Origin of the sequence: Agrobacterium sp. BT-220-3, from assembly GCF_025910175.1 — a bacterium.
GTDB classification, from domain to species: domain Bacteria; phylum Pseudomonadota; class Alphaproteobacteria; order Rhizobiales; family Rhizobiaceae; genus Agrobacterium; species Agrobacterium oryzihabitans.
Genome location: NZ_JAPAIX010000014.1, coordinates 33,192 through 57,963, shown reverse-complemented (window position 1 = coordinate 57,963; position 24,772 = coordinate 33,192). Strand labels below are relative to the sequence as shown.

Here is a 24,772-nt window from a genome sequence, read left to right as displayed (position 1 = left end):
TTCCAGTGTGCAGCGGGTATGGGTGGGGTCGGGTTGAATTAGGGGCAGGACAGGCGGGAAGGGCAGAGAGGCGGGAGGGCAAGATTAAAGCGGACGGCACCCTATGGGTCCGATCCGGGGGGCAAGCCCTTGTCTGCACACTGTTTCGGACGGCACCGCCGTTAGGGCATCACGGTGCCGTCGGTTGCCGCAAACCCAGCAACCGCCGTGTTTTCGGCGGCACTCTCGTCCGATATCGGCGTTTTCAGGCGGATTAGTGCCAATGAGGGGCGACGACGACAACCGCTTCCGACCGAAGCCCGGCCGCATCCGCTCGGATGTGGCGAAGGCCGGTCAGGCGAAGAGCTTCCTCACCAAGGTCAGGAAGATCGCCCGCCAGCATGGCGCGGCCTCCGGGCGGACCTCGCGCGGCAGTGCCGGAACATCCGGCAAGCCGGGTCAGAACGGCGCGGTCGCATCCGGCCGGGGCGTCATGCGTGGGCGCGGCGCGGCCTTCGTCCGATCACGCAACCTGTCGAACGGCTGGCGTCATCGCCAGCCTGGCAGTCGCCGCGTCATCGTCAAATCGCGCTCGGTTCGCGCCGCCGGCAAGAGCGGCAAGGCCGCCGCGCATCTGCGCTACATCCAGCGTGATGGCACCTCGCGCGACGGCGAGAGGGGCCGGCTCTATTCGGCGACCGAGGACCGTGCCGACAGCGAGGCCTTCCTGGATCGCGGCAAGGACGATCGCCATCAGTTTCGTTTCATCGTTTCGCCGGAGGACGGCGCCGAGATCCAAGACCTGAGCGGCTTTACCCGCGACCTGGTGGGTCAGCTTGAAGCGGACCTCGGCACAAAGCTCGATTGGGTCGCAGTCAATCACTTCAACACCGGCCATCCCCATGTTCATGTCATCGTCAACGGCCGCGACGAACTGGGCGAGGATCTCGTTATCAACGGCGACTATCTCGCCAACGGCATCCGCGAACGGGCGAGTGAACTGGCCACGCTGGAACTCGGTCCCGTTACTGAGATCGAGCAACGCCGCAAACTGAAGGCCGAGATCGGTCAGGACCGCTTCACGCGCATCGACCGGGCGATGTTGAATGAGGCCGAGGGTGGAGCACTCGATCTGCGCCACGCGCCCGATGATACGCGAAGCCAGAGGGACCGAGCGCTGCGCATCCGCCGACTTGGCAAGCTGGAAAAGATGGGCCTCGCCACCGAGCCGTTGCCGGGCGTCTGGGAGCTGAGCGACCGGCTAGAGCTGACGCTGCGCGAGATGGGCGAGCGCGGCGACATCGTGCGTACCATGCAGAAGGCGATGCGTGCCGAGGGGCATGATCGTGATCCGATGAGTTTCCAGATACACGCCACCGCGCCCACAACGCCAGTCGTCGGGCGCTTGGTGGACAAACATCTCTCTGATGAACTGGGCGAGAAGCTGACGCTGGTGATCGACGGTATCGACGGCCGTACGCACCACATCTCCGACGTCGATCAGGCGAGGGTCGCAGACGGCCGGATCGGCAGCATCATCGAGATCGGCGCGACCGACACCGGACTGCGCCCGGCCGACCGCGCCATATTCAGGACGGCCGAGGACGGCATCTACCGCCCGAGCCGACATCGGGAGCAGGCGCGTTTCGATGGCCGCGTACCCGGCGGCGACCTTGACGGTTTCGTCGATGCCCATGTGCGCCGGTTGGAGGCACTGCGCCGCGCCGGTATTGTCGAGCGGATCGACGCTGATCAATGGCGCATCCCGCGGGACTTCGAGGCACGTTCTGCAGCTTATGATGCGGGCCGTGGTCGCCAAGCCAGCATCCGTGTTCTTTCGATCTTTGCTCTGGAGAAGCAGATCGCTACGGACGGGGCGACCTGGCTCGACCGCAAGCTTGTTGGGGGAGGCTTTGCGGACATCGCGCCGGCGGGGTTCGGGCAGGAGGTAGGCAACGCGTTGGACCGCCGCCGCGAGCGGCTGATCGAACAGGGCGACGCCACACGTCAACAGAACGGGCGCATTCTCTATCGCCAAGGCCTTTTATCGACATTAGAAGCGCGCGAGGTCGCCCGCGTCGGGGCGGAACTGGCGGCAAGTAAGCCGATACCGTTCCGGGCGGTTGGCGACGGCGAGACCGTTAGCGGCACCTTCACTGGGACGGTCCAACTCACCAGTGGCAAGTTCGCGATCGTCGAGAAGAGCCACGAGTTCACGCTGCTGCCGTGGCGGCCCGTCATCGACGATCAGCTCGGCAAAGAGGTGAATGGGATCGTCCAGGGTAGATCGGTGTCGTGGCAGATGGGGCGACAGAGAGGCCTGGGCCTGTAACCTGTCTAGTCTTCAACATTGAGAATTGACCTTCCCAAAGCGAAATCATGCCTTGCGGTTCGATGTATCGGCGAAGACCCGCCACACGCGCGGGACAATAGGAGGTTTTGGCCCGTGGCTTGCGATCATGGCAAGGGAAAGAGTTGGCATCGTCGCACCCACAATTGAGTTGGAGGGCGACGAAACTGCGGCTAAACGCGAGCTTCCGAATTTCAGGTTTCCACCAGGACCGACCGCCGACACCATTGAAAATGGTGAATGGCCGCCAGATATTCGATGCCTCTTTCATCCGCGCCCATGTGTTAACCCTTCGCTCGGCGAATGATTTCTGATCGCGCCCAATCGACGGGCAAACCCTGCTGGCACACCTGACCAATGCGGCGTCGGTCGAATTCACGGAAATCCCGGGTGCCTCACACTACGAGCATCTTCAGTCCGCCCCCGATCGCCAGAAATTCCTCGACCCCGTCCTCGTATTCACGTCCTCGTCCGAGAAGGAACGCTGATCCTGGGCGGACGGATCGTAAATGCTGTGTGCGCTGTTACTGCCGCTCCTGTAGCGGAGCATAAGGCGCTGGCCACATTTCGACAGGAGCCAACCCTTTTACTTTGAGGGCGAATTGGCTTCTCGATCATGGCACAATCCACATCACCATGCGTGCGATATCGTTGATAGTGCCCACTTTGTTACATCGTGTACGGTGGATGATCCACTGTCAGCCGTGCATTTGTCAGACAGTGCTTGCAATGCTGCGGATCATTTCGCGAAGCCACATGTGCGCGGGGTCGTTTTCGTAACGCCCATGCCAGGTTTGCACAACACGGAATGACGGTATGGCAATCGGTGGGCGAACCAGACGTAGTGGTTCCGGTCCGCTCCAGCGTTCGAATAGGCGCCGAGGTTCGGTGGCGACGAGTTCAGAATCTTGAACGAGAAGCGGTGCTATCAGAAAGTGCCCAACCGTTAGTGCAACAGTGCGTCGACGGCCAAGATCGTCCAAGGCGTTGTCGACAATTCCATGAGGATCCCCTCGCATCGAGACGTGGAGATGCCGCAGTGAGAGATAGGTTTCGAGATCCAGGTCTTCCTTGAGCAAGGGATGGCCTGCACGACCGGCACACACAAAATCTTCCACATATAGCAACTCCTCGCGAAGAAATGCTGGAGGGCTAGGGAACACGCCAGCGATGAGCTCCACCTCTCCCTGCTCGAGCATGGACAGCCCAAGGTTGATGTTCGTGTGCTTGACGATAAGCGATGCATCCGGCGCCAGCGAATTCATCCGTTCCATTAATGGCGGCAGCAACACGAAGGCCGAATACCCCGACAGGCCGATTACAAAACGGCGAGTTGTCGTTGCGGGATCGAAAGCACGCTCCATTTGCAGCACGGCTTCCACCTGCTCGAGCACGGCGCGGACGGCAGGTTCAAGCTCCGTCGCCATGGAGGTCGGAACCAGCCCTTTGGGTGATCGCACGAAAAGTGGATCATTGAAGAGATGGCGAAGCCGGCTCAAGGCATGGCTGACGGCCGGTTGGGTCAATCCAAGGCGCCCGGCCGCCTTTGTTGCGTGCCGCTCGGCGGCGATCGCATCAAAAATCACCAGAAGGTTCAGATCGACGTTGCCAAGATGAATTCGCTTCATGACGGCTATATTGACAATTAATTGGACTGATCACAAGCGCCCCTGCATTTTTCAATTGCGGTGGCAAAAGACCGGGGGTGCCGGATAGCTGTCGATCACTACTAAAACCGAGCTGCGTTCCGACGAGAGTTTTGGGTGTTGGAACGCCGCCATGAGTGCTGCGCTGACTGTACGTCGTGGATGCCCGACTACTGCACTTAGCCCAGCAACAAGTGGCAAACATTAGGGAGGAACATCGGCGATCAACCAGGCAAGGAAAGGAAGAAACATGTCTGTATTCGTTGTCGTATCGGACCACTTTAGTGACTTCTCAAAACATTGCGGCGCGCTTTCGTTGTCGGAAGCCTGCGATAAAATGAGAGACGGTGATTTTGAGCTAGACGACCTGCTCGTCGCGGGGCAGGGCCTCTCCGAAGCCGAGAAAGCCGCTGTGGAGACCCTGGCCCATCGAAGTGGTGCCACCCAGTCGCTGGCATTATGGAATCGCCGCGACATGCCTTCTGTGGCATCGCTGGCGATCACCCATAAACATCGTTTGGAAAATATTCTGATCTCGACGCCTGTGCTGGTGGCAAGTGATTGCTATCGGTCCCAGTTGATCTTGTCCGCACAGAACGAACTCTTGCTCGATCATGCCACCGGACAGCACGTGCAGGGGATGGTGTTGATCGAGGCCTGCCGACAGATGTTCATCGCCGTTAGTGAACTCGGTCATATGGGCGACGTTGGCAATCGCAAGTCCTACGTGGTCTTTAACGACATCGCGGCACGGTTTCACGCCTTCACCTTTCCGCTCCCGGCAGAGATCGAATATCAGTTGACGACTCTGGATGAAACGCGGCCGGACCGGGTCGTCATCTCGGCAGCCCTCAGCGTCTGGCAAAACGGCGATAAAACTACGGAGATCATTGCTACCTATTCCCTCTTCGAGTCGGGTTTTCTCCAACCGAAGGAAATGAGCAAGGGAGCAGCAGCGGTCCGCGCCTTTGCCGGTGCCGCTCAAGAGAGCGTTCGACCACAAGCATTGGCTGGGTAAATGCCATGAGCAAAGCAACCATCATTGCGTTCTTCGACGTTGATGAAACTCTGATCCGCACGAAGAGCATGTTCGCCTTCATGCGGTTCCTTGATCAACACAACATGATTGCCGACGCTGACGAAGTCATCGAGGGTTTGCGCCGGTTGAGCGATAAAGGGATCGACCGCTCCGAAATCAACCGCATCTATTGGAGGTCTTATAAGGGACTCGAGGCTGAATCCGTCAGAGAGGCCGCCCGGAAATGGTTCGATGAAGCCCGGGAGAAGAGCGATGAGTTCTTCATCGCGTGCGCCATGGACAGGTTGCGAATACATAAGAGCGCCGGGCATCAGATTGTGCTCGTCTCAGGTTCATCAATCGATATCCTTCAACCTCTCGCAAAGTTGATCGATGCTGATTTCATCCTTGCAACACGTTTGCAGGAGAAGAATGGCTACTACACTGGCGAAATTATTCCCCCAGTGATGATAGGAGCCGGCAAGGCTCAGTCGGCCAAACAGTTGGCTTCTCGTCTCAAAGTCCAGACGCACGCTTGCTTCGCCTATGGCGACCATCTATCCGACCTGCCGCTTCTCGAACTCGTCGGCAATCCAACTGTTTTGGGAGATGAGGGGGCTCTTGTCGATCACGCGCATCAAGTCGGATGGCCGATCCTCTCACAGCGGTGCGTGTCAAAACCGGGAGTAGCGGCGTGAACTCCGTTCTCCTCTCAAAAAGCGCTTTGATGGTTGGGATTGCAAGTTGGATGACGGTTGCCGTCATCAACAACGCCACTGATCCGATCACCAATCGGTTTTTCCTTGGCGCGATGCTCCAAATGCGCCTTCTTGCAGGAGATCAGGACGCCCTCGGCGCTGGCCTGCTTTGGCGTGCATGGGCGATACCCGGTACGGCGGAGGTATTCCTTTGGGTCATCGTCGTGATCCAAGCGGCGATTGCTGGATATCTCTGGAAGGCAGCCGTTCAACTTACTTTCGCAAGCATCCGAAGAAACGTCTGCGATATCGAAATGGCACGAACCACCGCCATTAGAGCCCTTACCTGTTTCATGATGCTTTGGATCGCGTTCATGGTTGGGGGGTTCTGGTTCGGCTACTGGATCAAACAGGGTGCCATTCAACAGGTCCACATGACGTTGTTGATCATCAGCATAATTTCGACGGCGTACATCGCAAACAGGTCGCTTGAGCGGCATTCGGAAGAGAACAAGGACCGGATCGGCACCAACTAAAATAGGCAGAGATTGGAGATATTTCGACATTCATAAGAGGGCTTGGGGCCATCTCCTAAGGCTCTTGAGGCACTTGATCGGCAGAGCCTGCCAGGACTTAGCCAGACAAAGCAGACTGTAATGTAACCCGAAACATTCACCTGATGTCATAGCGATATGACGTCTGAGCAGTGGGAACCTCCACATGCCGCTTCGCCACCTATGGCTTATGACGTTCCTTATGACCAGCGCCTTTTTGGTCGTCGGGCAGCTCTATGTAACGATTCCGTTGGTCGGTGACATCGCTACACGCTTCGAGGTCGAACCGGGCCGCGCCGCGCTGGCCGGGTCTGCGTTCGGGATTGCCTATGCCACAGGTTTTTTGATTTTCGGGCCACTTTCTGACCGTTATGGCCGAAGGCCTGTTCTTGTCTTAGGCCTCGTTGCAACTGGACTGGCGACGGCTGTTCTTGGTCTGGTGTCAAGTTTCAGCCTTCTGCTGGCGGCCCGTGCGCTTCAAGGGTTGGCGGCCTCTTCGTTCCCTCCCGTGGCCCTCTCACTTGTCACCGAGAGCCTTCCGCCTTCGCAACGGTCGTTTGCAGTTTCTCTGATGAGTTTCGCGTTCCTCGGCGCGGCCCCGTTGGCGCAGTTTTTTGCGGCTTGGGTGGAGGGAGGTCTCCCGGCGATCATGCTTGCCATTGCGCCCCTCTATCTCCTTGGAGCTATCGGGCTCTTCTCCACTTCACGTTCCGGTGCCGCGGAAACGGGCACGCCTAGCAATGCCAGTGGCGGGAGACTCCAGGCGCTCTTGCGCGAACGCAGCATCCTTGGCGCCTGGGCTGCCGCCACGACAGTATTATTCGGTTTCGTTTCCTTCCATGCCGGCGTTCAGGCGCTCGACGCTGATCTCAAAATGGATGTCCAGATGCTGAGGCTGATCGGCCTGCCTCCTTTGCTACTGACCTTCGCGGCCGCGCCTTTAACGCGTCACTTTGGAGCGTTGGCAACTGCCCAGCTCGGCTTGCTTTTGGCCGCATTGTCTCTTGGCCTGGCGGTCGCCGGCACCCCAAAAGTCCTTATGCTGGCGGGCATGTTGCTGTCTGCCGGCGTCGCGGTTGCGATCCCAGGGCTAATTGCGACGATCGCGGGGCGCGCAACCAATACCAATAGGGGCCTCGCTTTGTCGGTTTATACATTCACGCTGTTCCTCGGCGCGAGCATTGCGCCCCCGATCGCGCAAGCGTTGGCGGCGATCGGAACCATTCCGCTCTTCATCTTACCAATCGCCTTGCTTTTGCTTGGCACCTTAAGCCTCGCCGTAGGTCGCTCAAAGCCGTCCGATACATAAGGAGAATGAAAATGACGAGCATCCGCGCATCAATCGCTTGGTTCACGAGTCTAGGGCTTTTGGCAGGGGCTGCCACTGCAGCGCTCGCCGACTCTAACGAAGGAAAAGCTATGACTAACGCAGATACTGCTATCCAACCTTCTGCGATCACCGCAGCGCGCTTTATGCCAACGGCCTATCGTGAAGCGGCTCGTCGCTTCATATCTGTCGATGGCGAGCACGCAGAACTGGTGCGCTACAAACGCAACGACGATCGAAACTCGGTGCTCGGAGGCGAACATTTCAGCACAGTCATTGCCACGGACGGTCGCCTCAAAGGGTTCGTTCGGATGGACCTCGATTTGGTCGGCGGCGAGCTACCGTCCCGCGAGGACAGTCGGGCCATCGCCATCGATTTCCTTCGAGAGTCGGCTCCTGATCTGTTGCCGGTTCTGAAGATCAGTTGGATCGAACCACATAACGAGCCGTTGCGCATTTCCCGCAACGGGCAAGTCGAGAATCTGACGCTCACCGGCATGAAGGTGAAGATGCGCAACAGCGCCGATGGCCGCTGGATGTGGGTCATCGTGGGCGCGGATCGCAAGGTGATGGTCTTCGAGCGGGACATCGTCTGGGTGACGTTTCCCGGGCACCGCAAGACCGAAAAATGGCTGCATGACTCATGGCTCGCTGAGAAGGGGCTGATGGCTCGGGCCTCATAGTCGCTTGCATCAACCGCAAAGGAGTGCATTTTCATGAACAGACGTGATCATCTCAAGCTCGCTGGCCTTGCGGCTTTCGCTACCATGTCGGGAACGTTGCTTCCCACCGGCGTCGCGGAGGCACAAACGGGATGTACAAAGTCGGCGCTCTCAAATCCCGGTATCTATCGCTATCGGGTCGGGGCCTTCACCGTAACCGCAATTCAGGACGGTGGTTTCGCGGGGCCGCCGCTCGAACGAGTTGTCACCAATGCCGAGCTGGCGACGGTACAGGCGGCACTCTCGGACGCTTTCCAACCAACCGACCGTTTCCCGATCAACTTCACGACCCTGATCGTTGAGACCGGACAGCACACGGTCGCCATTGATGCTGGCGCGGCTGATTTTTTCGGCCCGACAGCAGGGCGGATGTCAGAAGGGCTTGCAGCTGCGGGCATCGATCCGGGCACGATTGATGTTGTGCTTCTAACGCATCTTCATCCGGATCATATTTCCGGCCTGCGCTCGGCATCAGGTGATTTGTTGTTTGCAAACGCGACCATCCACGCGCCGCAAGCAGAGTTGGATTACTGGCTCGATGACGCGATCGCCAGCCGTGCGGTGGATGCCGCAAAACCCTTTTTCAGGAACGCGGTGCGCGTCCTCGGACCTGTCGCCAGCGACATCATTCGTATCTCTGGCGAGCGAGAGATCGTGCCGGGTATTACAGCAATTCCGGCTTACGGCCATGCCCCCGGCCATACGGTCTATCAAATCGCCTCGGGGTCCGACGGGCTGCTGGTGCTTGGCGACGTGGCAAACAATCCTGCACTTTTCGTGCGCTATCCTGACTGGCAGCCTGTGTTCGACATGGACCGGGCCTTGGCGGCGCAGACGAGGCGGCGGCTCCTTGACCGAGCTGCTGCTGACCGGCTGCACGTGGCCGGCTATCATTTCCCGTTCCCAGCGCATGGACATGTCCGAAAAGAGGGAGATGGCTTCGTCTATGTTCCGAGCCCCTGGTCGCCGCAGTATGGCTAGACGGTTGGCTCCTACTGAAAATGCGTCACGCCGACCGTCCGTAAGGTCTCTCCAAGCCGCAGAGAAGTCGGTCGAGCTTTTCCGATGACACCGTGACCGGCCCAGAGCTTACCCGAGCACGCAGTCGGCACTCATACGGCACGACACCAATCTCTTGTTCAGAGCATCCCGCAGGAATCCGAAAGGAACACGAATGCCCAACACTGCCCAACCTGGAAATGCCAAACACCCGCAGGTGATCGTTGACGTCACCCCCGCAGGCATCGAGCGCCGACGATTATTGACGATGTTCTCACTTGCGGCGGGCGCAGCATTGGTTGGCCCGGCGATCATGCAGCAAACTATTTCCGCGAAAGCGGCTGATGCAACAGCAAAACGGACGATCCTCATCACCGGATCAACGAGCGGCATGGGGCGCCGACTTGCCGAACGTCTTGCGGCACCGGGAACGACCATCCTTGTCCATGGCCGGAGCCGGGGACGGGGCGAGGAGGTCGTGGCCGCTGTCCGCAATGCCGGCGGCCAGGCTCGCTTCTACGCGGCCGACTTTTCGTCCCTCGCCGAAGTCAAAGCCTTTGCCGAAGCGGTGACGAAGGAAAACGACCGTCTGGATGTGCTAATTAACAACGCCGGCATTTTCAACGGCGAGCCCGGCGAAGGCCGCCAAGTGAGCGGGGATGGTCATGAGCTGCGGTTTGCGGTCAACTATCTTGCGCCTTTCGCTCTGACGAACCGGTTGCTGCCACTCATGAAGGCAAGCCAGCCGGCTCGGATCATCAATGTTGCGTCATCCGGGCAAAACGCCCTCGACTTTGACGATGTCATGTTGGCGCGGAACTACAATGCTCAGCGCGCTTACGGGCAAAGCAAGCTGGCGTTGATCATGTTTACGATCGATCTCGCTCAGGAGCTACAAGGTTCCGGCGTCACCGCGAACTCAGTCCACCCGGCAAACTATATGGACACGCCAATGGTGCGGGATGCCGGGATCCAGCCTTGGAGTACCGTCGACGAAGGTGCGGATGCGGTACTGCATCTCGTCAATTCACCTAAATTAGCAAGCAGCACGGGCCTGTACTTTAGCGGACAGGGAGAATCCCGGGCGAGCTCCCAAGCCTACGATCGGGAGGCGCGCGCACGCTTACGCGATCTGAGTGTCCAGCTTACCAACACCTAATTGCGATTGGCCCAGGCCGCGGATCGCGCTTGTGCAAGTTAAGGCACGAGCTGCTCGCTCCCCGCCGCCCAAAAGGAATCCTCATGTCAATTTTGCAGTCTACCAGCATGCGCCTATTGGGTATCGACAGAAAAGAAGCAGCACCGGTCGTCGCGGGCTTCCTGATGCTATTCTCGCTCTTTGTCTGCTATTTTTCGATGCGGCCAATTCGCGAAACCATGGGGGTCGTCGGCGGCGTCAACAATCTTCAGTGGTTGTTTACCGCAACATTTATTGCCACCCTGGTCGTTTCTCCGCTCTTCGGGTGGCTCGTCTCAAAGGTAAAACGAAGCAACATCACTCGATGGATCTTCGGCTTCCTCGGTCTGAACATATTGTGCTTCGCACTCGCAATTCACCTGTACGGAGAGACGGTCTGGCTGGCACGGCTGTTCTTCGTTTGGCTCTCGGTCTTCAATCTCATGGCAATTTCCCTCGCCTGGAGCGTGCTGGTTGATGTATTTAATTCTGAGCAGGCCAAGCGGCTCTTCGCGATCATGGCGGCGGGTGCCAGCCTTGGCGGGCTCGTCGGCCCTCTGATTGGTGTGCTGTTCGTCACCAGCATCGGCAATGCCGGGCTTCTTGTCGTCGCCGCGCTAATGCTTATCGGTACGGTCGTGTGTTCTGAATTCATTCAAACGGGGCAAACGTCGATCGGGGATAGGACCGCCACAATCTCCCAGGAACAGCCGGCCCGAACGCCGCTCGGAGGCAATCCTTTCGAGGGCGCGTTACATGTCTTAACCTCGCCCATTCTGCTCGGTATCGCAGCCTTCGTGGTCCTCCTCGCCAGCGTTAGCACGTTTCTTTATTTCGAGCAGGCCCGTTTTGTCGCCGAACATTTCACGGACAGAGCTGAGCAAACGCGCTTCTTCTCAGGTGTCGATGCGACCGTTCAATTCTTGACGCTGTTGATCCAGGTCTTTCTGACCGGGCGTATCGCCACTAGCATCGGCATTCGCGCTCTGCTGTTGACCGTCCCGATCGTAATGACCGCTGGCTTCCTGATGCTCAGTGCCTCTTCAGCACTCGGCATGTTCGTGGTGGTGATGGTAATCCGCCGTGTCGGCGAATACGCACTCGTTCGTCCTGGACGCGAGATGCTTTTCACCTCGGTGCCAACGGCCGACAAGTACAAGGCCAAGAACTTCATTGACACGGTCGTCTACCGCGGCGCCGACGCCGTCAGCGGCTGGCTGAAGACAGCAGCCGACTTATTGTTGAGTCCACAGATGGGCGCGCTCGCAGGAGCGGGAATCGCCTTTGCCTGGGTGTTTTCGGCTATGTACACAATTCGCCAGCATCGTCGTTTGGAGGGAGAAATGGTCGCCCGTTGATCGAGCAATAAAGGGGGAGGCCGCTACGACCGACCATCGCGTTCGCGGCTCGGATCGTCAGCAAGAGGAAATTCGATGCTCAAGGTCGCCGCGATTCCCACTGAGCGGCGGCGTCTGCGCTGAGATGCAAATTCCAGCAATAGGTAACGATGAGACTTACAGCGCCATATATGGCAAGCGACGATGAGAATGCGCTAAGCCGCCGTGCCGGGAGAATACCCCTTGTTGCTCTCAAGCAGGCGATCGTTGTCGCCGAATATCTCAATTTCCGGCACGCGGCCAATAGGCTTGGGGTCAGCCAATCCAGCGTAAGCACCCGGATCAAGGCATTGGAAGAAGATCTAGGTATCCTGCTCTTCGAAAGGCGCCATCGCGGCGTTCGGTTAACGGAGGCGGGACGCAGCTTCATTGATGAGGTCTCAGCAGGTATTGAGCATCTCGATCATGCTATCAAGACAGCCGGCGCGCTTTCAAAAAGTGTGGTTGGACGTCTCAACATCGGGCTGCATTCCTCCATTGCAGCCGGCTTCCTCGCTAATCTCCGCCGCCGGTATCGGGAAGAATTCCCGAATGTCGAGCTCGTGATAACCGAAGGACGATCGGCCGACACAATCCGAAAGGTCCGGGAAGGCTCACTCGACATCGCCATTGTTATCGGCGGCGCTATGGAGCCGGACTGCCATTCTCGCCTGATCTGGAGTGAGCCTTTCGTTGTCGCGGTACCAGTCCATCACCCTCTTGCGACGACCGAAAGCTTTGGTTGGCTTGATCTGGCCAAGGAAACTTTTCTTGTTCGGCAAGGTGGCGAAGGTCCGCAATTGCTGAACCACATCACCCGTCGTATCGCCGAGCTTGATCGAACGCCGACCATCCGGCGTTGTGATGTCGGCCGCGATACCTTGATGCACATGATCGCCGATGGCGAAGGAACGACCCTTATTCCCGAGGCAACGACGCATGTGCCGTTTCCCGGAGTGGCGTTTCGACTGATCGCAGACGAAACGGAACAAGCGCGTTTCAGCGCGGTATGGTCGCCACACAATCGGAGCCCGGCGCTGAAGAACCTGCTCGAACTCGCTATTGAGATGAGCAAGTCGGATCGATCGACTTGACTCTTTTAGACGAGCGAACCTTCGACGCGCGCATCCTTCCACGGCCAATGGGTCTAGTCGCTCCAAGACAATCCCGCCCGAATTAACTTCTCCCCAAACTGGAAATCGTATCAATTTGATCGAGAATATCGGTCGGCCGAATTTCGAGTGCGCCGGCGATATCGAGAAACTCGATGACATCGATCCGCCGCTCTCCGTTTTCATATTTGGCAACAAAGGATTGCGGTTTGTCCAACCGCTGGGCCAGCTCAGACTGGGTCAGGTTTCGGTCTTTGCGTGCCGTTGTCAGAAGTATCTGAAGTCGATGTTGGCGCGGCGAGCGCAAGGATTTCTGCATTCGAAGATGCTCTCCGTTGAAAATGGGGAGCAACTCCGGTAATCCTGATTTGGGATTATCCCATTTCAGGATTGCAATTTTGGGTCCCAGGAGGACCAGATGCGAGTTAGGCCGGACCTGGATCCCGACGTCGACGATTTGGCTCCGATTGAGCAGGAGGTGACCCTCTATGACGAGGCGCATTTCGTGACTTATCTGCGTCTGTTGGATGCCGAGGCAGACCGCGCCGACTGGGCAGACGTGGCCCGGATCGTGCTGCATCGCGATCCGCTCGCGGATAGAGACCTATCCAACGCATGCTGGAAAAGCCATTTGGCACGCGCACAGTGGATGGCCAAGATTGGTTATCGCACGCTCTTAGAACAGGCCGTTGAAAATGCACGCTCCCACGGCGCACTGTCCTTCATGATGGAAGCACCGGAGCAGACCGGTTCTGAATGATGTCCCATACCGAAGAGCCGAAGCTGTCGGCGGAGCGCTGCGCAAAGATGGTCGCTGTGTGCCTTTATTCTTCCCCCGCTGGCTGCAACGAAGCCGTTAAGAGCCGCAACAAAACATAATATGAAAAGACACGCCGCAATATTGGTTCGCTCATAATGTCACATATGAGCAGGGAACACGTGTAGCGATCGCCCTCTCTTTTCGCAAAACTAACGATGGGGCATCTTCATGCGTTTAAGACTCTTTACATTCGCCGCGCTGGCGCTTTCAGCTATTCCAGCACTTGCAGCCGATGTTGTTTATGAGCAGCCCGCTCCTCCCGTTGAGCAGCCAACCTCTTCGACTTACGACTGGTCTGGCTTTTACATCGGCGGTCAAGGTGGATATTCCTGGAATCAGGCGACCGTCGGAGAATCCGACCAAAACATCGATAGCGGAACGGCCGGCCTCCATGCCGGGTACAATTTCCAGAATGGAAATGTCGTTTATGGCATCGAAAACGACTTCAACTACAATTTCGAAAAGGGCAATGAAGCCAATCTTGAATGGGACGCGTCGGGCCGCGCCCGAGTAGGCTATGCTTGGGATCGGACCTTGTTTTTCGGAACTGCAGGTGTTGCCGCCGCTGGTGGCAAGGTTGACGTACCGGGTGCGGGCAAGAAGGACGATATCCTGATCGGCTGGACAGCCGGCGCTGGTGTCGAGCACGCCGTAACCGACAACATCCTGGTCCGTGGCGAATATCGATATTCCGATTTCGGCAACAAGGATTTCGGCTCCGACATTGGCGAGTTCGGCGCAACCCAGCAGAAGGTTTTGTTCGGGGCAAGCTACAAGTTCTAATGATTTAAGGTCGCTGCAAGATTTTGAAATCTTTGGCCCAAGTCGAATATCAAAAGAATCGGACATAACGAAGCTTACTCGACCTCACCAAGCGACTATTGGTGAGGTCAATGCGCTCGCGAGGGTGAAATCGTTCAGCCTTCAATCCCGATTGTCGGAGTAATGTTCATTGGTTATGGTGTAGTTCTAATCATAACCAGAGGTTATTGATGGACATCAACATGGCCCTAAGGGCATTCGTCAGAACGGTCGAAAAAGGGTCGGTTACCGGTGCCGCACGCGATCTGGCGATCTCCCAACCTGCCGTTACTAAGCACCTGCGTAATCTTGAACGTCATGTGAACGCGCGCCTTCTCGAAAGATCGTCGAAAAGTGTCCGACCAACAGCTCATGGAATGACGCTGTATGAGGCAAGCCGGAATGCCTTGGCGTCGATCGACGCTGCGATGGAAGGTGTTCGTCGCGATATGGGTGAAATCGAAGGAAGCCTGAGAGTGCATGCGCCATCATGCTTGGGTGCTCACCATCTTCATGGGATGATCATGCAGTTTCAGGATGAACATCCTGCTGTTACCGTCGATTTGGTTCTGAATAATCGCAATGTCGACCTCGTCTATGAGAACTTCGATCTTTCCGTGTGTTTCGGCAAAATCGAGCGTCAAGAAGTCATAGCGAGACGCATTGGATGGATACAAAGGATTCTTGTTGCGTCGTCAGAATATATCGAACGCCTAGGGCCTATTGAATCTCTGCAGCGACTTTCAGAGAGCGATATCGTGGCGACGACGACTATCCTTTCCGCGCGCAACAGCCTGACGATCTGCAAGGACGACAACGTGACCGAAGTCACTGTTAGACCGGTGCTGAAAACAAACAGCGCGCAGGTTTTGACAAATAGTTTGTTAGCAGGCCGTGGAGTCGGACCTGTACAAGTAAACCTAGTTTTCAGTGAGCTTTCCGAAGGATTGCTTGTCCGGGTGCTTCCCGAATATGTGGTAAAGCCAACGGAGGTTTTCCTGACTTACCCGTCCACGAGATTTATGAGACCTGTTGTTCGCGCTTTCACTGATTTTGTCGTTCCGAAACTACGTTCCGTGGAAGGAATTACGGACTGAGTTACGGAGTGTACGCTGTAATCTGCAATGCCTTGAAAGCCTATTTTGAAGCCTCGTCTATCTACGACTCAGAGGTGTCGGATATTGATCCCGAGGCACCGAAGTCTTTCCCGTCGCAACAAGCGCGCTTCGAGAGCAAGTGTTCGTTTGCAAACATGCGGTTTGCTTTGATATCGAGATGATCCCTATCGGGCCCAAGTTTTTTACGCACTAAGTGGAACCTGATGGACGACGATGCGCGCGTGATAAGGAACACGGCCGTATAGATCGATGACGTCTTGGTTAGTCAGTCGCACGCAGCCGGACGAAGTCGCCTTCCCAATGGACCACCACTCTGGCGAGCCGTGAAGGCGATACAGCGTGTCTTGCCGGTTCTGGAAGATGTATAGAGCGCGCGCGCCCAAAGGATTTCTGACCCCAGGATCCATTCCGCCATTGGCAACGGAATATTTTTCCAATTCAGGCTGCCGCGCAATCATTTCGCTTGGGGGCTTCCATCGTGGCCAAGGCTGTCGCCAATGAATCGTACCTTCACCCTCCCAGGCAAAGCCGTCACGACCTATGCCTACACCGTACCGCATTGCCATGCCGTCCGACTCCACCACATAGAGGAAGCGTCCAGGCGTATCGACAACCACGGTGCCGGCAGGCTCGCCGGTTGGGTCGACAACACGCTGCCGCAAATATTGGGGATCCATTTTTTGATAAGGCACCGCCGGGATCAAATGGCCGCCATCTTCAAGGGCGGCGTAACGCGCGTCAAGCTCCGACAATGGCGCAGCCCCGACGACATTTCCTATTGTGACTGGCTGGGGGGTAGGGTCACGGTTCGGCATTGTGGACGTGCATCCAGCGAGCGCTGCGCTTGCGGAAATGGACCCCAGCACAAAGGTTCGCCGAGATAATCGAAGGGTGTTGGTCATACTCAAGCACATTCCATAGCTGGTTATCTGACCAAAAGTAGATTTAAGGATGATGAAATGTCTATTGGTTATGGGTGATTGTAGTCATAACTAGAAGTTATAACGCCGTGCACCTTGTGGCACGCAATTCTCCGTGTCGATTCCGTCCCATTTCTTCTCCATGGCATCCGACATCACGCTGGAAACTCTTTTCGATTGCGTACCCCGAAACGGCATATGTTCTGATCGGCTCCGAGTCATTTGCCGATTGGAGCCTGTATGTCAGGAAGCCGTGTCCTTTGGGGCCAAATCATCATCGTCGTCGTTATCGTCCTGGCGACGATCTGGGGTGCGACGCAGTGGACCGCATGGCGGTTTGGCTTTCAGGCGCAACTCGGCACGCCCTGGTTCGAGTTGGCCGATTGGCCGGTCTACTATCCTCCAGCCTTCTTTGGGTGGTGGTATTCCTACGATGCCTACGCTCCCGCGATCTTCGTCGAGGGGGCGATTATCGCGGCGTCCGGCGGTCTTTTCTCTATTGTTGTTGCCGTTACCCTGTCGATCATCCGGGCACGTGAAGCCAAGAACGTCGCCACATACGGCTCGGCGCGCTGGGCAACCTCTGAGGAAGTGAAGGCTGCCGGACTGCTCAGCCCAGACGGCGTGGTCCTTGGAATGGTCAATCGCGACTATCTGCGCCATGACGGGCCGGAGCATGTCTTGTGTTTTGCGCCGACTCGTTCTGGCAAAGGCGTCGGCCTCGTCGTGCCAACACTGCTGACCTGGCCCGGCAGCGTCATCGTCCATGACATCAAGGGTGAGAACTGGGGCCTGACGGCGGGCTTTCGCGCGCGGCATGGCCGCGTGTTGCTGTTTGATCCGACGGACGCCAAATCCTCGGCTTACAATCCGCTTCTGGAAGTGCGCCGCGGCGACTGGGAAGTGCGCGATGTCCAGAACATCGCCGACATCTTGGTCGATCCCGAAGGCGCGCTTGATCGGCGAAACCATTGGGAGAAGACCAGCCATTCGCTGCTGGTTGGCGTGATCCTGCATGTCCTCTATGCCGAAGCAGACAAGACGCTGGCGGGTGTCGCCAATTTCCTGTCCGACCCGAAGAGGCCAGTGGAAGCGACGCTTCGCGCTATGATGTCGACGCAACATCTGGGCGAAGCAGGTGTCCATCCTGTCATCGCCTCCTCGGCGCGGGAGCTGTTGAACAAGTCCGACAACGAACGGTCGGGCGTTCTATCCACAGCCATGTCGTTCCTCGGCCTCTACCGCGATCCCGTCGTGGCAAAAGTGACGGCGCGCTGCGACTGGCGCATCGCTGATCTCGTCTCAGGAAAGCGACCCGTCAGCCTCTATCTCGTCGTGCCCCCTTCCGACATCGCCCGCACCAAGCCGCTCATCCGCCTGATCCTCAATCAGGTGGGGAGGCGATTGACCGAGGAACTGAACGGTTCTGCTGATCGCCACCGCCTGTTGCTAATGCTTGACGAGTTTCCGGCGCTGGGACGACTGGACTTCTTCGAGTCAGCACTCGCCTTCATGGCCGGCTACGGCATCAAAAGTTTTTTGATCGCGCAGAGCCTCAACCAAATTGAGAAGGCCTATGGTCCGAACAATTCCGTGCTCGACAATTGCCATGTGCGTGTCGCCTTCGCGACCAACGACGAACGGACCGCCAAGCGCGTGTCGGATTCGCTCGGTACCGCGACGGAGATGCGCGATTCCACCAACTATGCCGGCCACCGGCTGTCCCCTTGGCTCGGTCATCTCATGGTATCGCGACAGGAAACGGCTCGTCCGCTGCTCACCCCAGGCGAGGTAATGCAGCTTCCGCCCACCGACGAGTTGCTGTTGGTTGCGGGCGTCCCGCCGATCCGAGCGAGGAAAGCGCGATATTACGAAGACGAGCGCTTTAAGGAGCGATTGCTGCCGCCGCCAGATCTGTTTGGCAATCCCCAGCCGCCGAAAACCCCATCAGGTGACGACTGGTCGGGGATGACGGCACAGAAGCCTATCGCAACATCTGCGCAATCTTTGCCAGATGCCACCCCGACCGATCCCGCCAATGCCGGGATCCGCCGCGAGCCGGAACTGCCAGAGCATGAGGAGATTGTCCCCGACGAACGGCCAATGATTGGCGAGTTCGACGTCCTTGAGGACGAACCCGATGTGGATGCCGGCAAGGCGCGCGCCATGCGCCAGCAGGTCGCAGCCGTCGCCCGCCAGGCGACGATGGATCCAGCCGATGGCATTGAATTGTAAGGAGCTGCCATGCAAACCAAAGCCCGCATGAATGTCTATTTCGAGCCGGATCTTCTGAAGAAAGTGGAAGCGCTGGCGTTGCGCTGCAATGTCTCGAAGTCGGCCGTGATCGAAGCAGCTGTCGCGTCCTTCCTATCGGCTGATGCCTCCGAACGGCTGGAGGCCGTGTTTGCCCGGCGTATGGACAAGCTCAGTCGACAGGTGGACGGGCTGGACGAGGATCTCGCAATTCTTGGCGAGACGCTCTCACTGTTCATCCGTTTCTGGCTGACCGTGACCCCGCCGCTGCCCGAGAGCGCCCAGGCCGCAGCACGGGCGAAGGGCGCCGAGAGGTTCGACGGGTTTCTGCAATCGCTCGGGCGGCGCTTGGCGACCGGCGATCGCTTCCTGAAAGAGCTGTCCCGGGACGTTGATGCCGTACGAACCGGTGGTGAGCAGGATGAGGGCGACCGGTGATCGTCGCGCGGAATGATCTAGGAGCGGTCGATAGGGACATACGTCTTGGCAAACTCCGCTTCTAACGCTTGCAACTCTTCCCATGTCATCGGGTTCTTGTTCGCCTTGGCCCACGCACCGACCACCTTGTCGGCGTGCTTCATAGACCGACTGATCTCCGAAAAACCCGGATACAGTGCATCTGCCTCCGCGCGCGCTTTCCTGCCGACCTCACCGCGAGCGTCGCACCACTCGCGATAGGCTGGATGATGCGCCTGCTTATATGCGTCCAGCGCACGATCACGATCGTCGCGTTCTCGCTTGACCCACGGCGCAGGTTTCCCCTTCGTTCCCGGATTATTGCTCATCGTGTCCCCTTTGCTGATTTCCACTAGCTTACACATAGCTGATTGCGCAATCGTAGGGTTTGCCATTGCGCCGATCACCGCCATTTCTTCGCCATGGCCGCACGCCGCTAGATACTTGTTGAATCAGCCGAACTTCCGGCTCTTTTAATCATCCCCGTCGAGGGGGTGCGAGCCGCATCCCCCGAGAAATGGGGACCATATGGCGGTATCACACCAGAATTCGGAAAGTCTGACGCGCGGTGCGCGGATGCTGCGCACCGCGCTTGGCCCCGCCATCGTTCGGTTTCTGGAGGACCCGACCGTTGCCGAAGTGATGTTGAACCCCGATGGCCGGCTGTGGATCGACCGGCTGTCGGAGGGATTGTCAGACACGGGTGAGAGGCTGGCACCGACCGATGGCGAGCGTATCGTGCGTCTGGTCGCGCATCACGTTGGCGTGGAGGTCCATGCACGGGCTCCGCGCGTCTCCGCGGAACTGCCGGAGACCGGCGAGCGGTTCGAGGGCTTGCTGCCGCCCGTCGTGGCGGCTCCCACATTTGCGATCCGCAAGCCCGCCGTCTCGGTGTTCGTTCTTTCCGACTATGTTGCCGCCGGCATCATGACGGTCGATCAGGCTGACGTTCTGCGGTTGGCCGTCGAGAAGCGCAAGAACATCCTGGTCGCCGGTGGCACGTCCACCGGAAAGACGACGCTGACCAATGCGCTCCTGGCAGAAGTGGCCAAGACCTCTGATCGCGTCGTGCTGATCGAGGATACCAGGGAGCTGCAATGCGCGGCACCCAATCTAGTGGCGCTACGCACGAAAGATGGCGTCGCCTCGCTCTCCGATCTGGTGAAATCGTCGCTGCGCTTGCGGCCGGATCGCATTCCCATCGGCGAGGTGCGGGGCGCCGAAGCCCTCGATCTCCTCAAGGCTTGGGGCACGGGACATCCGGGAGGTATCGGCACCATCCACGCCAATACAGCAATTGGCGCGCTGCGGCGCCTGGAGCAACTCGTACAGGAAGCGGTCATCTCCGTTCCCCGCTCGCTGATCGCCGAAACCATCGACATCATTGCCGTTCTGTCCGGCCGCGGCTCCGTCCGCCGCCTTGCTGAAATTGCCCTTGTCGACGGACTCGATCCGGTCTCCGGCGACTACCGCACCCTCAACGCTCACCTTTCCCCCGATCGTCGTCCACTCCCGAAAGGAGACCAGGAATGAGTAAGTCTGTCTTTCACCTTCTACGCCGTGCCCGCCATCGCCTTGTTCATGCAACAGCGCTTGCCTCGATCGTGCTGTTGATGGCTACACCCTCCCGCGCCTCCGGTTCGTCCATGCCCTGGGAGGAGCCACTGCAGCAGATTCTTGAATCCATCGAAGGACCAGTCGCCAAGATCGTCGCGGTGATCATCATCATCGCCACCGGCCTGGCGCTCGCCTTCGGGGAGACGTCCGGCGGCTTCCGCAAGCTGATCCAGATCGTATTTGGATTAAGCATCGCTTTCGCTGCATCGAGCTTCTTCCTGTCGTTCTTCTCCTTCGGCGGCGGGGCGGTGGTCTGATGGCGGCCGGCTTTCAGCAGGACGACGAGGTGCGTGGGTTCTTTGCCACCGTCCATCGTTCGTTGGCCGAACCCATTCTGCTCGGCGGCGCTCCGCGTGCGGTGGCCATTGCCAACGGCACACTTGCCGCTGCCGTCAGTCTTGGGCTCCGCCTCTGGATCGCGGGACTGGTGATCTGGGCAATCGGTCATTTCGCAGCCGTCTGGGCGGCGAAGCGCGATGCGCAGTTCGTCGATGTCGGACGCAGGCACCTGCGCTATCCGGCACATATGGGCGTATGAGGATTTGCCGATGATGAACCTCTCAGAATACCGTAAACGCTCGTCTCATCTGGCCGACTTTCTGCCTTGGGCCGCTTTGGTCGCTTCAGGGGTTGTCTTGAACAAGGACGGTTCGTTCCAGCGCACAGCCCGGTTTCGCGGTCCGGATCTCGACAGTGCCACACCAGCGGAACTGGTCGGCACCACAGCGCGGCTCAACAATGCGCTGCGCCGCATGGGGTCCGGCTGGGCCATCTTCGTGGAAGCACAACGTAATGTCGCGACCGACTATCCGGAAAGCCTCTTTCCGGATTCGGCATCGGCGCTTCTGGAGATCGAGCGCCGCGAACAGTTCGAGGAATCCGGCCTTCTTTACGAGAGCAGTTATTTCCTGACCTTTGTCTGGTTGCCGCCGGCGGAAGAAGCCTCACGCATCGAAAACTGGCTATACGAGGGCCGCGAGAGAGGTGGCATTGACCCACGGGAACTGCTGAACGGTTTCATCGATCGAACGGATCGTGTTCTCAACCTCGTGGAAGGCTTCGTCCCGGAAGCCGAATGGCTCCCTGACGCCGAAACGCTGACCTTCCTGCACTCCACGATCTCCACGAAACGGCACCACGTCCGCGTTCCCGAGACGCCAATGCACCTCGATGTGCTGCTGGCGGATCAGCCTTTGGTGGGCGGGCTGGAGCCAAGGCTTGGCGACTTCCATCTGCGCACGCTGACAGTGATCGGCTTTCCGACCGCCACCTTTCCCGGCATTCTCGATGATCTCAACCGGCTGGCGTTTCCCTACCGGTGGAGCACCCGGGCAATTCTGCTCGACAAGACAGACGCTACGCGGTTGGTGACAAAGATCAGACGGCAGTGGTTCGCCAAGCGAAAGTCGATCGCTGCGATCCTCAAGGAAGTGCTCACCAACGAGCAATCGGTGCTGGTCGACAGCGACGCCGCCAACAAGGCGGCCGACGCCGACGCCGCACTTCAGGATCTCGGTTCCGATCAGGTTGGTGAGGCCTACGTCACGGCAACGCTGACGGTTTGGGATGCCGATCCGGCGATCGCCGACGAGAAACTGCGGTTGATCGAAAAAGTCATTCAGTCACGCGATTTCACGGCGATTATCGAGAGCGTCAACGCGATCGAGGCTTGGCTCGGCAGCATTCCCGGACAGACCTACGCCAACGTCCGCCAGCCGCCGATTTCGACGCTGAATCTCGCCCATATGATCCCGCTTTCCGCCGTCTGGGCGGGGCCAGCGAAAGACGAGCATCTTGACGCGCCACCGTTGTTTTTCGCCCGGACTGAAGGCTCGACGCCGTTCCGGTTCTCGCTGCACGTCGGCGATGTTGGCCACATGATGGTTGTCGGTCCGACGGGTGCCGGCAAGTCCGTGCTGCTGGCGCTGATAGCCCTGCAATTCCGCCGCTATCTCGATTCGCAGGTTTTTGCCTTCGACTTCGGTGGAAGCATCAGGGCTGCGACGCTCGCCATGAATGGCGACTGGCAGGATCTCGGTGGGTCGCTCTCCGACGGTGCTTCCGCATCGGCCATCTCGCTTCAACCGCTCGGGCAAATCCAAGATACGCCGGAACGGGCGTGGGCGGCGGACTGGCTGGTCGATATCCTCATCCGCGAAGGCGTCACCATCACGCCCGATGTGAAGGAACATCTTTGGACGGCACTGACCTCGCTTGCCAGCGCGCCGGTCGAGGAGCGCACCATCACCGGCCTGACCGTGCTGCTGCAATCCTCATCGTTGAAACAGGCTCTTCGTCCGTACTGCATCGGTGGCGCTTACGGCCGGCTGCTCGACGCGGAAAGCGAATGGCTTGGTGATGCATCGGTGCAGGCTTTTGAAACCGAAGGTCTGATTGGCACGGGCGCCGCACCCGCGGTTCTTGCCTATTTGTTTCACCGCATTGAATCCCGCTTCGACGGCCGGCCGAGCCTGCTGATCATCGACGAAGGCTGGCGCACTCTGGACGACGGCGGTTTCGCCCAGAAAATCAAGGAATGGCTGAAGACCCTGCGCAAGAAGAATGTGAGCGTCGTCTTTTCCTCTCAGTCGCTCGCCGACATCGAGGCCTCGCCGATCGCTCCCGTCATCGTAGAAAGCTGCCCGACGCGCATCTTCCTCGCCAACGAGCGGGCCATCGAACCCCAGATCACCTCCGTCTATGAACGCTTCGGGCTGAATGCTCGGCAGGTCGAAATCATCGCGAGGGCGACCCCGAAACGGGACTATTACTGCCAGAGCCGCAGAGGAAACCGCCTGTTCGAGCTCGGCCTTGGATCTGTTGCGCTGACGCTTTGCGCCGCATCGACCAAAGCAGACCATACCCTGATCGACGAACTGATCCGCGATGGCGCCCGGGCCTACTTCCTTGAAGCCTGGCTTCAGGCCAACGACCTGCACTGGGCTTCCGATCTCGTTCCCGACCTCACCAATGTCATCGACCAGTCGACTGGCAAGACGAGCGCCCCGGACTCCATCCCCACGCTACCCGAAGAGGAGATTGCCCCATGAAGAAGACCGTTGTCCGCATTTGCCTTATAGACCGCGCCCGCGCACTTGCCTGCGCCGCAGCCATTCTGGTCTTGCCATGCGCCGCTGTTCCATTCCTGGCGACGCCAGCTTTCGCATGGCGGATTGTCTACGACCCCACCAACTACAGCCAGAACCTGCTTTCGGCCGCCAGGGCACTGGAGCAGATCAAGAACCAGGTCACATCACTTCAGAACGAAGCGCAGATGCTGATCAATCAGGCGAAGAACCTGACCAGCCTGCCGACCTCGATGCTGTCGCAGATCGAGGGCAATTTTTCCGAGATGAAGAACTTGCTTGGGGAAGCGGACCAACTTGCTTACGACGTCCAGAATATTGATGAGCAGTTCAATGCCACCTATCGCGATTTTGCCGCTGGAGACCGGACAGCAACGCAGCTGGTCTCGGCGGCGCAACAGCGCTGGCAGCGATCGGTTTCCGCCTTCGAGCATTCGCTGAAGGCAGGTGCCGTCGCGGTCGACAATATCGAGGACACACAAGCGCAAACCAGTGAACGGTAACTGCCAGCCAATCCGCGGTCGGGGTGTTGCAGGCAACGCAGGCCGGTAACCAGCTCATGGCAGTTCAGGCCAAACAGATCGCCGACCTGACCGCAATGCTGGCGGCGCAGGGCAGGGCCAGTGCACTGGAACAGGCGAGGGCTGCGGCGGCACAGGAGCAGGCCCGTAAGCAATTCAGCCGCTTCATGACCGGCACGGCATACAGTCCGTCCAGCGTTCGCATGTTCCACGATTGAGGAG

Annotated in this window: 23 protein-coding genes and 1 pseudogene; 20 read left to right on the top strand and 4 right to left on the bottom strand. The window is 58.5% G+C overall.

The genetic code is table 11. The features are described from left to right. Nucleotides 1–103 precede the first annotated feature (103 nt). Nucleotides 104–2,311 carry a relaxase/mobilization nuclease domain-containing protein gene (locus OK142_RS22795; protein ID WP_498685377.1) on the top strand — a complete coding sequence of 736 codons (2,208 nt, stop codon included), beginning with the start codon at nucleotides 104–106 and terminating at the stop codon, nucleotides 2,309–2,311. A gap of 731 nt (nucleotides 2,312–3,042) precedes the next feature. Here the strand turns inward: OK142_RS22795 and OK142_RS22790 are convergent. Continuing rightward, nucleotides 3,043–3,957, bottom strand: coding sequence for a LysR family transcriptional regulator (locus OK142_RS22790; RefSeq protein ID WP_498685375.1), 915 nt, complete (start codon nucleotides 3,955–3,957; stop codon nucleotides 3,043–3,045). A gap of 268 nt (nucleotides 3,958–4,225) precedes the next feature. On the opposite strand from OK142_RS22790, the gene OK142_RS22785 reads away from it, so the two are divergent. The 9 genes from OK142_RS22785 (at nucleotide 4,226) to OK142_RS22745 (ending at nucleotide 12,940) form a co-directional block, all read left to right on the top strand. Then, on the top strand, nucleotides 4,226–4,993 hold the full coding sequence (locus OK142_RS22785; protein WP_498685372.1) for an AfsA-related hotdog domain-containing protein: 768 nt from the start codon (nucleotides 4,226–4,228) through the stop codon (nucleotides 4,991–4,993). A 5-nt stretch (nucleotides 4,994–4,998) separates the two neighbouring features. Next, nucleotides 4,999–5,691: an HAD family hydrolase gene (locus OK142_RS22780; protein WP_498685368.1), complete on the top strand. Its 693-nt coding sequence runs from the start codon at nucleotides 4,999–5,001 to the stop codon at nucleotides 5,689–5,691. After that, nucleotides 5,688–6,227, top strand: coding sequence for a DUF2165 family protein (locus OK142_RS22775; protein ID WP_498685365.1), 540 nt, complete (start codon nucleotides 5,688–5,690; stop codon nucleotides 6,225–6,227). Before OK142_RS22780 ends, OK142_RS22775 begins: the two co-directional genes overlap by 4 nt. Nucleotides 6,228–6,447: 220 nt before the next feature. Next, nucleotides 6,448–7,554 (top strand): MFS transporter, encoded by a 1,107-nt coding sequence (locus OK142_RS22770; protein ID WP_498685364.1) that lies wholly within the window; start codon nucleotides 6,448–6,450, stop codon nucleotides 7,552–7,554. An 11-nt stretch (nucleotides 7,555–7,565) separates the two neighbouring features. After that, entirely contained in the window at nucleotides 7,566–8,255 is a 690-nt protein-coding gene (locus tag OK142_RS22765) for a hypothetical protein (RefSeq protein ID WP_498685363.1), read from the top strand. Nucleotides 8,256–8,288: 33 nt separating this feature from the next. Continuing rightward, on the top strand, nucleotides 8,289–9,275 hold the full coding sequence (locus tag OK142_RS22760; protein WP_498685361.1) for an MBL fold metallo-hydrolase: 987 nt from the start codon (nucleotides 8,289–8,291) through the stop codon (nucleotides 9,273–9,275). 331 nt (nucleotides 9,276–9,606) lie between these two features. After that, nucleotides 9,607–10,452 carry an SDR family oxidoreductase gene (locus OK142_RS22755; RefSeq protein WP_498685448.1) on the top strand — a complete coding sequence of 282 codons (846 nt, stop codon included), beginning with the start codon at nucleotides 9,607–9,609 and terminating at the stop codon, nucleotides 10,450–10,452. Nucleotides 10,453–10,535: 83 nt separating this feature from the next. Beyond that, nucleotides 10,536–11,828 (top strand): NTP/NDP exchange transporter, encoded by a 1,293-nt coding sequence (locus OK142_RS22750; protein WP_498685360.1) that lies wholly within the window; start codon nucleotides 10,536–10,538, stop codon nucleotides 11,826–11,828. Nucleotides 11,829–11,998: 170 nt separating this feature from the next. Then, nucleotides 11,999–12,940: a LysR family transcriptional regulator gene (locus OK142_RS22745; RefSeq protein WP_498685359.1), complete on the top strand. Its 942-nt coding sequence runs from the start codon at nucleotides 11,999–12,001 to the stop codon at nucleotides 12,938–12,940. A gap of 82 nt (nucleotides 12,941–13,022) precedes the next feature. On the opposite strand, the gene OK142_RS22740 is transcribed toward OK142_RS22745, so the two are convergent. Then, nucleotides 13,023–13,277, bottom strand: coding sequence for a helix-turn-helix domain-containing protein (locus OK142_RS22740; RefSeq protein ID WP_498685358.1), 255 nt, complete (start codon nucleotides 13,275–13,277; stop codon nucleotides 13,023–13,025). Between the two features lie 99 nt (nucleotides 13,278–13,376). Here OK142_RS22740 and OK142_RS22735 point away from each other — a divergent pair, with 99 nt between their 5' ends. The 3 genes from OK142_RS22735 (at nucleotide 13,377) to OK142_RS22725 (ending at nucleotide 15,676) form a co-directional block, all read left to right on the top strand. Next, nucleotides 13,377–13,718: a DUF2285 domain-containing protein gene (locus OK142_RS22735; protein ID WP_498685356.1), complete on the top strand. Its 342-nt coding sequence runs from the start codon at nucleotides 13,377–13,379 to the stop codon at nucleotides 13,716–13,718. A gap of 228 nt (nucleotides 13,719–13,946) precedes the next feature. Continuing rightward, entirely contained in the window at nucleotides 13,947–14,561 is a 615-nt protein-coding gene (locus OK142_RS22730; RefSeq protein WP_498685354.1) for an outer membrane protein, read from the top strand. Between the two features lie 209 nt (nucleotides 14,562–14,770). Then, a complete protein-coding gene (locus tag OK142_RS22725; protein WP_498685352.1) occupies nucleotides 14,771–15,676 on the top strand; it encodes a LysR family transcriptional regulator in 906 nt (301 codons plus the stop codon). Nucleotides 15,677–15,879: 203 nt separating this feature from the next. Here the strand turns inward: OK142_RS22725 and OK142_RS22720 are convergent, their stop codons facing one another. Beyond that, the gene (locus OK142_RS22720; protein WP_498685351.1) at nucleotides 15,880–16,599 is read right to left on the bottom strand and encodes a L,D-transpeptidase; all 720 of its coding nucleotides are present in this window, start codon (nucleotides 16,597–16,599) and stop codon (nucleotides 15,880–15,882) included. Between the two features lie 258 nt (nucleotides 16,600–16,857). On the opposite strand from OK142_RS22720, the gene OK142_RS22715 reads away from it, so the two are divergent. Both OK142_RS22715 and OK142_RS22710 read left to right on the top strand, forming a co-directional pair. After that, entirely contained in the window at nucleotides 16,858–18,852 is a 1,995-nt protein-coding gene (locus OK142_RS22715; protein WP_498685349.1) for a conjugal transfer protein TraG, read from the top strand. A 9-nt stretch (nucleotides 18,853–18,861) separates the two neighbouring features. Beyond that, a complete protein-coding gene (locus tag OK142_RS22710; RefSeq protein WP_498685347.1) occupies nucleotides 18,862–19,308 on the top strand; it encodes a CopG family transcriptional regulator in 447 nt (148 codons plus the stop codon). 17 nt (nucleotides 19,309–19,325) lie between these two features. On the opposite strand, the gene OK142_RS22705 is transcribed toward OK142_RS22710, so the two are convergent. Further along, complete coding sequence (locus tag OK142_RS22705) at nucleotides 19,326–19,739, bottom strand: hypothetical protein (protein WP_498685346.1); 414 nt, start codon at nucleotides 19,737–19,739, stop codon at nucleotides 19,326–19,328. A gap of 115 nt (nucleotides 19,740–19,854) precedes the next feature. Here OK142_RS22705 and trbB point away from each other — a divergent pair, with 115 nt between their 5' ends. The 5 genes and pseudogenes from trbB (at nucleotide 19,855) to trbJ (ending at nucleotide 24,768) form a co-directional block, all read left to right on the top strand. Beyond that, nucleotides 19,855–20,859 (top strand): P-type conjugative transfer ATPase TrbB, encoded by a 1,005-nt coding sequence (gene trbB, locus OK142_RS22700; RefSeq protein WP_498685345.1) that lies wholly within the window; start codon nucleotides 19,855–19,857, stop codon nucleotides 20,857–20,859. Further along, complete coding sequence (locus OK142_RS22695) at nucleotides 20,856–21,200, top strand: TrbC/VirB2 family type IV secretion system protein (RefSeq protein ID WP_498685344.1); 345 nt, start codon at nucleotides 20,856–20,858, stop codon at nucleotides 21,198–21,200. Before trbB ends, OK142_RS22695 begins: the two co-directional genes overlap by 4 nt. After that, nucleotides 21,200–21,481: a VirB3 family type IV secretion system protein gene (locus OK142_RS22690; protein ID WP_498685343.1), complete on the top strand. Its 282-nt coding sequence runs from the start codon at nucleotides 21,200–21,202 to the stop codon at nucleotides 21,479–21,481. The genes OK142_RS22695 and OK142_RS22690 overlap by 1 nt, the downstream gene beginning before the upstream one ends. A 10-nt stretch (nucleotides 21,482–21,491) precedes the next feature. Next, nucleotides 21,492–23,993 carry a conjugal transfer protein TrbE gene (trbE, locus tag OK142_RS22685; RefSeq protein ID WP_498685341.1) on the top strand — a complete coding sequence of 834 codons (2,502 nt, stop codon included), beginning with the start codon at nucleotides 21,492–21,494 and terminating at the stop codon, nucleotides 23,991–23,993. Continuing rightward, a pseudogene (trbJ, locus tag OK142_RS22680) lies at nucleotides 23,990–24,768 on the top strand (P-type conjugative transfer protein TrbJ). The gene trbE and the pseudogene trbJ overlap by 4 nt, the downstream one beginning before the upstream one ends. Nucleotides 24,769–24,772: the final 4 nt, after the last annotated feature.